Consider the following 6,267-nt stretch of genomic DNA (forward strand, 5'->3'; position numbering starts at 1 on the left):
GTGACCGCGACGGCGTGCCTGACCGCTACGACCGCCGCCCATACAACCCGTATCGTCGCTGAGTGCCGGCGGCTTCCGTGCCGCTAATCGCCAGCGACACCTGGACTGCGGGGTATCCACCATTTCCGCCCCCGCGAGCAACGCGACAATCGAGGGATGATGTTGCCCCGCAATTTGAAGACGTTCTCAGCCGTTCTGCATGACAGCGGTCTGGCTACGGCACTTGCCTACCTGAACGAAGGCGTCCCGCACCGGTACAGCTCGGTCTACCGCTTCGCCGGACCCATGCTGCGCAACGTCCTACTGCACGACAAGGCGGGGAAGATGCGGCCCGAGTACCTTGCGGCAGTGCCCTTCGACCAGAGCTTCTGTCAATTCGTTCATCGGGACAGTTCGTTCCGGACTGACGATTCATCGGCCGACCCAAGGCTCGAAGGCCACCCTTATCAGGGCGTGGTGGTCTCGTATCACAGCGTCCCTCTGTTGAACAATGCCGGCGAGCTGTGGGGCACGCTGAGCCATTTCGACATGACATCCCTGCCGCTCTCTGATGATGAGTTCCAGCTCCTGCAGGGCGCTGCCAAGCTGCTGCCAAGTTTCCTCGTCGAGGGCTGAATGCGTATCCGTGGTCGAGGTCAGCAACGCCGTGTCGGGCTGGTGCAACGCTCGACCGGTATGCGTGCGTGGCGGGCGCCAGACCGGCTAGATACCGCGCCGTTTCAGCGAACGACAACAACCTCTTCCAGAGGTCCTGCCTCTTCGCAATCGCGCAGAGCCTGCTCAAGGTATCGAAGAACAGCACCAGGGACCTGCGGCGTACGAAAGTCGAAGACAACCTTCTGCGCATGGATTGTCGTCTTGTTCGCGCGGAAGAAGTCCACCAGGTACCGTGGAATCTGGTTTGCATGGGATGCGCTTCGGACTGCCTGGCGCGGGATGGCACTAATTGGCGCCAAGGGGTGGAGGCTTCCCGCCTCGTCGCAGGAGTTCACCTGCCCAGAGAAGGCCACCAACTCAGCTTTCGTCAGCCCTTGCTCCTCGCCGTAGATGCTCRGAGGCGCGAAGCCATCCTCCGCGTAAGTGACGATGTGGAATCCCGAAGGACACTTCCAGCCGGCTGATGCGGACTCGACGTAGCGGATGGATGGCGTTGCCATGAGGAAGTTCCTTCTGACGGCGTCAACCGAACCTGCACTATGGCAGCTCGGACCACGCAATGTTGTGTTCAGTGCCCGGCGCCTCCCCGAGCAAGCGGTCGGCGCTCCATCGAGGCCATCATCCATAACGTCTCGCAGCTCAACCCCGAGGTGGTGAACGAACAGATTCGCACCGAGCGTAGCGGCATCGACCGCGCACACGAGGAACTTGCGACCATCGACCGCAGGGTGGACGCCATCGCGATGGCCCAGCTTTCGGACGTGGAAGTCGACGGGGTGCAGATGCGCGCGCAGAACTTGGCCGAACTGGTCATCTCCGGCGAGGAGAAGCACACCTGGTTCGACGACGTGCTCTCGCTGGACGCCGCGCACGCACCGCCCATCGACTCGGTCTTGTCTGCCCAGACCCGCGAAGCACGACGCCGGCTTGGCCAGGACCTGGGCTACGCCCTCGCCCGCATTCCCTCCAGCACCGCCTTGCTGCCAGCAGCCGAGGTCGCCCAGTTGCACGACGCACTCGTCAGCCTGCGCGAGATTGAAGCCGCGGAGGYCGACGGCGGCCTGTGGCCCAGCCGATGGACGCCGTGGTGCTGATCGGGGGGATGCTCGGGAAGATTTCGGAGTAGCTCCGGTTCGACGCAACGCGATCTTCTACTCGGCGCGGATGTCGTTGTTCCTGACGACCTCGCCCAGCAGCTTGTAGTAGTCGCGCGTCAGCGCGGCGAGCTGCTCGGGCGTGCCGCCGCCCGCATCGTCGCCGCGCTCCGCGATGGTCTTCTGGACATTGGGCTCCTTGAGGGCGCTGTTCATCGCCGTGTTCACCTTCTTCACGATGTCGGCGTTCAAGCCCGGCGGGCCGTACAAGCCGATGAAGGAGATGATCTGGAAGTCCTTGATGCCGGCTTCGGCCGCCGTGGGCACATCGGGGAACGCAGGCACCCGCTTGGGGCCGGTGACCATCAGGGCCTTGAGCTGGCCGGACTTGAGGAAGGGCGCGACCACCGACGACGCATCGAACATGGCGGGCACGCGCCCGGCAATCAGGTCGGTCATCGCCGGGCTGCTGCCCTTGTAGGGCACGTGGCTCATCTTCGGCTTGCCGATACGCTCACGGAACAGCTCCATCGCGGTCTGCACCAGGCTGCCGGGCCCGCCCGACGCGTAGTCGACGGCCTTGCCCGCCTTGTCCTGCGCCCTGACCCAGGCGATGAATTCGTTGAGATCCTTGACCGGTAGGCTGGTCGGCACGACCAGCATCAGGGACGAGGTCAGCAGCAGGCCGATGGGCGTCATCTTGAGCGGATCGGCCACCGGCGTGTTGCGGTAGGTGTGCGGGTTGAGCACCATGTTGCTGCCATTGCCCACCAGCAGCTTGTAGCCGTCGGGCGCCGCCTTGAGGATGTAGTCGGTGGCGATGTTGCCGTTGACGCCGGGCTTGTTGTCGATGACGACGCCCTGGCCCAGGCTGGCCTGCATGCCGGCGGTGAGCACGCGCCCGGCAAAGTCGGTCTGCCCGCCCGGCGGGTAGCCCACCACCAGCGTGACCGACTTGGTGGGCCAGGCGCCCTGGGCGAGGGCGGATCCGGGCAACATGCCGGCGCCAAGGGTGCCGAGCCCGTACTGCAATGCGCTGCGGCGCGATAAGGAGCGATTCGGCGTGATCGGGTGCATGGGATCTCCGATGTTGGCGTGGGCGAGCGAGCCATGATAGGAGGGTGTGCGGGGCCCCACAAGGGCCCCTAATCGAGGCGCTTGTGCACAATCGGCGGGCGTTGGTCTAATCTGATGGAAGATCGCTCCCAACGAGCCTCGGCAAGGAACCATCCAGTTGGACCCGTCCTCGACAATCACGACCAAACTCGGCCCCGAGGAGCGCTATCGCCTGCTCGTCGATGCCGTCGAAGAGTACGCCATCTACATGCTCGACCCGGAAGGGTTCGTCATCAGCTGGAACTCCGGAGCCCAGCGGCTGAAGGGCTACGTCGAGTCGGAGATCCTCGGACGCCACTTCTCGACCTTCTACACGCCGGAGGATGTGCGCGCTGGAGCGCCGACCCGGACGCTGATGACGGCGAAGCGCGAGGGCCGGTTCAAGACCGAGGGGTGGCGGTGCGGCAAGGACGGCCGGCGCTTCTGGGCCCAGGTGGTGGTCCATCCGATCTATTCATCGGAGGGCGAGCTCCTCGGATTCGCAAAGGTGACCCGCGATCTCACCGAACGGCGAAGCGCGGAAGAAGCGCTGCGGCGCAGCGAAGATCAGTTTCGGTTGCTGGTGCAGGCGGTCACCGACTACGCCATCTACATGCTCGATCCCAGCGGCTTCATCACGAGCTGGAACACCGGCGCCCAGCGAGCCAAGGGCTATGCGCCCGAAGAGGTGATCGGTACCCACTTCTCGCGCTTCTATCGCCTCGCCGACCAGCAGCGCGGCGAGCCCGCGAGAGCCTTGGCTACGGCGGCTTCGGAAGGCCGGTTCGAAAGCGAGGGCTGGCGCGTCCGGAAGGACGGCTCAGAATTTTGGGCCAATGTCGTGATCGACCCGGTCCTCGATGCGAATGGCAGACTGGTCGGATTCGCCAAGGTCACCCGCGACATCACCGAGAAGCGGCGCGCCCAGCAAGAACTCGATCAGGCGCGGGACGCCCTGTTCCAGGCCCAGAAGCTCGACGCCATCGGGCAGTTGACCGGCGGTGTCGCCCACGACTTCAACAACCTGCTGATGGTGGTCCTGAGCAGCCTCGAGCTGCTTCGTCGCCGGCTGCCGGCCGACGAGAAGCTGCAAGGGCTCGTGAACAACGCGATCCAGGGCGCGCGGCGGGGCGCCGCGCTGACGCAGCGCATGCTGTCCTTCGCCCGCCGCCAGGACCTTGCCCCTGTGGCCGTCGATGTCCCCCGGCTGGTGGCCGGCATGCGGGACATGCTCACGCGGACGCTCGGTGCGGCGATTCGGGTCGAGACCGTTTTTCCCTCGGCGCCCAGCCCGGTGCTGGTCGACCCGAACCAACTCGAACTTGCCATTCTCAACCTCGCCGTGAACGCGCGTGACGCCATGCCCGAAGGGGGGCGGCTCGAGCTCAAGGTGGAGGAGAAGTCCGTCACGGACGCAAGCGAATTGCGGCCCGGAGCCTATGTCTGCCTCTCGATCTCCGATAGCGGGGCAGGCATGGATGCCGCGACCCTGGCCAGGGCGGTCGAGCCGTTCTTCACGACCAAGGGGGTCGGCAAGGGGACCGGGCTGGGACTGCCGATGGTTCAGGGACTCGCCGCGCAGTCAGGCGGTCGATTCGTCCTGAGCAGTTCCGAAGGTGTCGGCACCACGGCCGAACTCTGGCTGCCCGTCGCGCAAGGCGCGCCCGATGCCGCGGTGGCCGAATCCGATGCGGCGGGCCCGAGGAGCGAGGAGCGAACGCAGCCCCTGCTGGTCGTGGCCGTCGACGACGACAGCCTGGTGCTCGCCAACACCACCTCGATGCTCGAGGATCTGGGCCATTCGGTCATCACCGCAGGCTCCGCCCAGGAGGCCTTGAATCTTGTCCGCGGCGAGCCCGCCGTCGGGCTGGTGGTCTCCGACCAGGTCATGCCTGGCATGACCGGCTCGCAGCTTTTCGAGATCCTTCGGAAGGAGCGTCCGGAGCTGCCGCTGATTCTCGCCACCGGGTACGCCGAGTTGCCGTCCGGCCTCTCGGTCTTCACTTCGAAACTGGCCAAGCCCTTCAGCCAGGACCAGTTGGCTGCGGCGATCTCGCGGGCCTTGCGGGTCAGTGGCTGGCACAAGAGCGGCGTCGGCCGCTGAGGCGCGGCTCGCAAGCTCCCGGCCTCAGGCGCTCGATCGCTCGGCCGCGCGGCGCAGCTGATCGATCTGCCGCGCCTGCTCGGCGTCGCGGAGGCTTTTTGCCGCCCGCGCTGCCGCGTATTGCACATAGAGCACGTCGATGGCTTCCCTCCATCGCTGGAGGGCGGCCTTGTGTTCGGTGTCGGCCTCGTGATCGCGCGGATCCGCTGTCGGGGGGCTCCCGGGAAACGAGGGAACCTGAATTCCTGCCCTGCGAAGGATGGCTTCTTTTTGGTCGATGGTCAGCATGGTTGTCTCCAGCAAACACCGTTCCAGCTTCGGGGCGCGAAAACTTACGATCTCGGCAGTTTTCGGAGTTGCCGTTCTCGCCGTGACGCATCGGTGGAAGCCGGCCCGCGTCTTTCGAAGATGGGGTCTGTGCGCGACCGCACAAGGGCGGGGGCGTCCATCTGCCTCCTGGATCAGCGCGCTCAGCTCGGCGCGCCGCCACCCGCCGCCTGGAAGGACTCGATCCAGCGCCGCTCCGAAACGATCGCGATTCCGTGGCCTGCCTGCTGCAGGTCCACCGCGTCCTGGATGTCCCGCCCGCAGGGCGTCTGCAACCAGTCGGGCGAGACCCGGGCGCCGACCACCAGGTAGTGGACGTTCTTGCTCACGCTGCGCACCGGCCAGGCGCCCGCCTGCTCGACCAGGCGCTCGCACGCCGCGCGCGTGCCGTGGAGGAATTCGCCCGCCAGGCACACGACTGCGTCGCGCAGCGTGATCTTGATCGCGTCGTCCGTCGGGACCGCGATGCGTTCGGCACCGGCCGCGTCCGTGAGCGCGAAATCGGTGGCCGCCAGTTCCTTGAGGGTGGTCAGCAGGTAGGCGCGTTCTTCCTCGCTCACGTGGCCGTCGGCCAGCACCGTGTCGACGGCGCGGCCGATGGCGGAGCCGGGCCACTTTTGCGCGACGTCCTGGTGCTCCGCCAGCCACACCTTGAGGAACTCGATCTCGAGATCGTGCAGGTCGTCGTCGGCCACCAGGCCGCTCACGATGGCGAGCAGTTGCTCGATCGCCTCGCGGGTCTGCTGCGCTGCCGCGGTCGAAGAAGGGGTGTTGGCGTGGAGGACCATGTGGGGGATTTCCTTGCTAGCTGCATTGTGGTGGGTCGGATCGCCGTGCCGCAAGTCTCCGGCTGGCGCCGGGGTGAAAATCGACGGATGCACCGACACCCGTCCCCATCTCCGCGCATGCCACGGCTCGCCGCCGCTGCGCTCGCCGCCGCCGCCGCCCTCGCAGGCTGCGCCTCTGCGCCGCCGACCGTGCCGTCAGCAC

7 protein-coding genes are annotated in these 6,267 nt (G+C 66.3%); 3 read left to right on the top strand and 4 right to left on the bottom strand.

Going from position 1 to position 6,267, the window contains the following annotated elements:
• Window positions 1-156: 156 nt before the first annotated feature.
• Entirely contained in the window at window positions 157-615 is a 459-nt protein-coding gene (locus tag AC1DY5_RS37855) for a GAF domain-containing protein (protein WP_478119603.1), read from the top strand.
• Between the two features lie 104 nt (window positions 616-719).
• Here the strand turns inward: AC1DY5_RS37855 and AC1DY5_RS37860 are convergent, their stop codons facing one another.
• Entirely contained in the window at window positions 720-1,157 is a 438-nt protein-coding gene (locus AC1DY5_RS37860) for a hypothetical protein (protein ID WP_478119604.1), read from the bottom strand.
• Window positions 1,158-1,310: 153 nt separating this feature from the next.
• Between AC1DY5_RS37860 and AC1DY5_RS37865 the strand changes: the two genes are divergently transcribed.
• Window positions 1,311-1,751 (top strand): hypothetical protein, encoded by a 441-nt coding sequence (locus AC1DY5_RS37865; RefSeq protein ID WP_478119605.1) that lies wholly within the window; start codon window positions 1,311-1,313, stop codon window positions 1,749-1,751.
• 57 nt (window positions 1,752-1,808) lie between these two features.
• On the opposite strand, the gene AC1DY5_RS37870 is transcribed toward AC1DY5_RS37865, so the two are convergent.
• On the bottom strand, window positions 1,809-2,828 hold the full coding sequence (locus tag AC1DY5_RS37870) for a Bug family tripartite tricarboxylate transporter substrate binding protein (RefSeq protein WP_478119606.1): 1,020 nt from the start codon (window positions 2,826-2,828) through the stop codon (window positions 1,809-1,811).
• A gap of 157 nt (window positions 2,829-2,985) precedes the next feature.
• Between AC1DY5_RS37870 and AC1DY5_RS37875 the strand changes: the two genes are divergently transcribed.
• Window positions 2,986-4,950, top strand: coding sequence for a hybrid sensor histidine kinase/response regulator (locus AC1DY5_RS37875; protein WP_478119607.1), 1,965 nt, complete (start codon window positions 2,986-2,988; stop codon window positions 4,948-4,950).
• Window positions 4,951-4,974: 24 nt separating this feature from the next.
• Here AC1DY5_RS37875 and AC1DY5_RS37880 read toward each other — a convergent pair whose 3' ends face one another.
• Window positions 4,975-5,238, bottom strand: a complete 264-nt coding sequence (locus tag AC1DY5_RS37880; protein ID WP_478119608.1) for a hypothetical protein — start codon at window positions 5,236-5,238, stop codon at window positions 4,975-4,977.
• Between the two features lie 182 nt (window positions 5,239-5,420).
• Entirely contained in the window at window positions 5,421-6,065 is a 645-nt protein-coding gene (locus AC1DY5_RS37885; protein ID WP_478119609.1) for a BRCT domain-containing protein, read from the bottom strand.
• Window positions 6,066-6,267: the final 202 nt, after the last annotated feature.

It is taken from the genome of Variovorax sp. P4_D9, assembly GCF_056401695.1.

What these genes read in the sequence shown, in the direction of transcription:
- AC1DY5_RS37855 (WP_478119603.1), top strand. Translation starts at nt 157, where the DNA reads ATGATGTTGCCCCGCAATTTGAAGACGTTCTCAGCCGTTCTGCATGAC.
- AC1DY5_RS37885 (WP_478119609.1), bottom strand. Translation starts at nt 6,065, where the DNA reads ATGGTCCTCCACGCCAACACCCCTTCTTCGACCGCGGCAGCGCAGCAG.
- AC1DY5_RS37870 (WP_478119606.1), bottom strand. Translation starts at nt 2,828, where the DNA reads ATGCACCCGATCACGCCGAATCGCTCCTTATCGCGCCGCAGCGCATTG.
- AC1DY5_RS37880 (WP_478119608.1), bottom strand. Translation starts at nt 5,238, where the DNA reads ATGCTGACCATCGACCAAAAAGAAGCCATCCTTCGCAGGGCAGGAATT.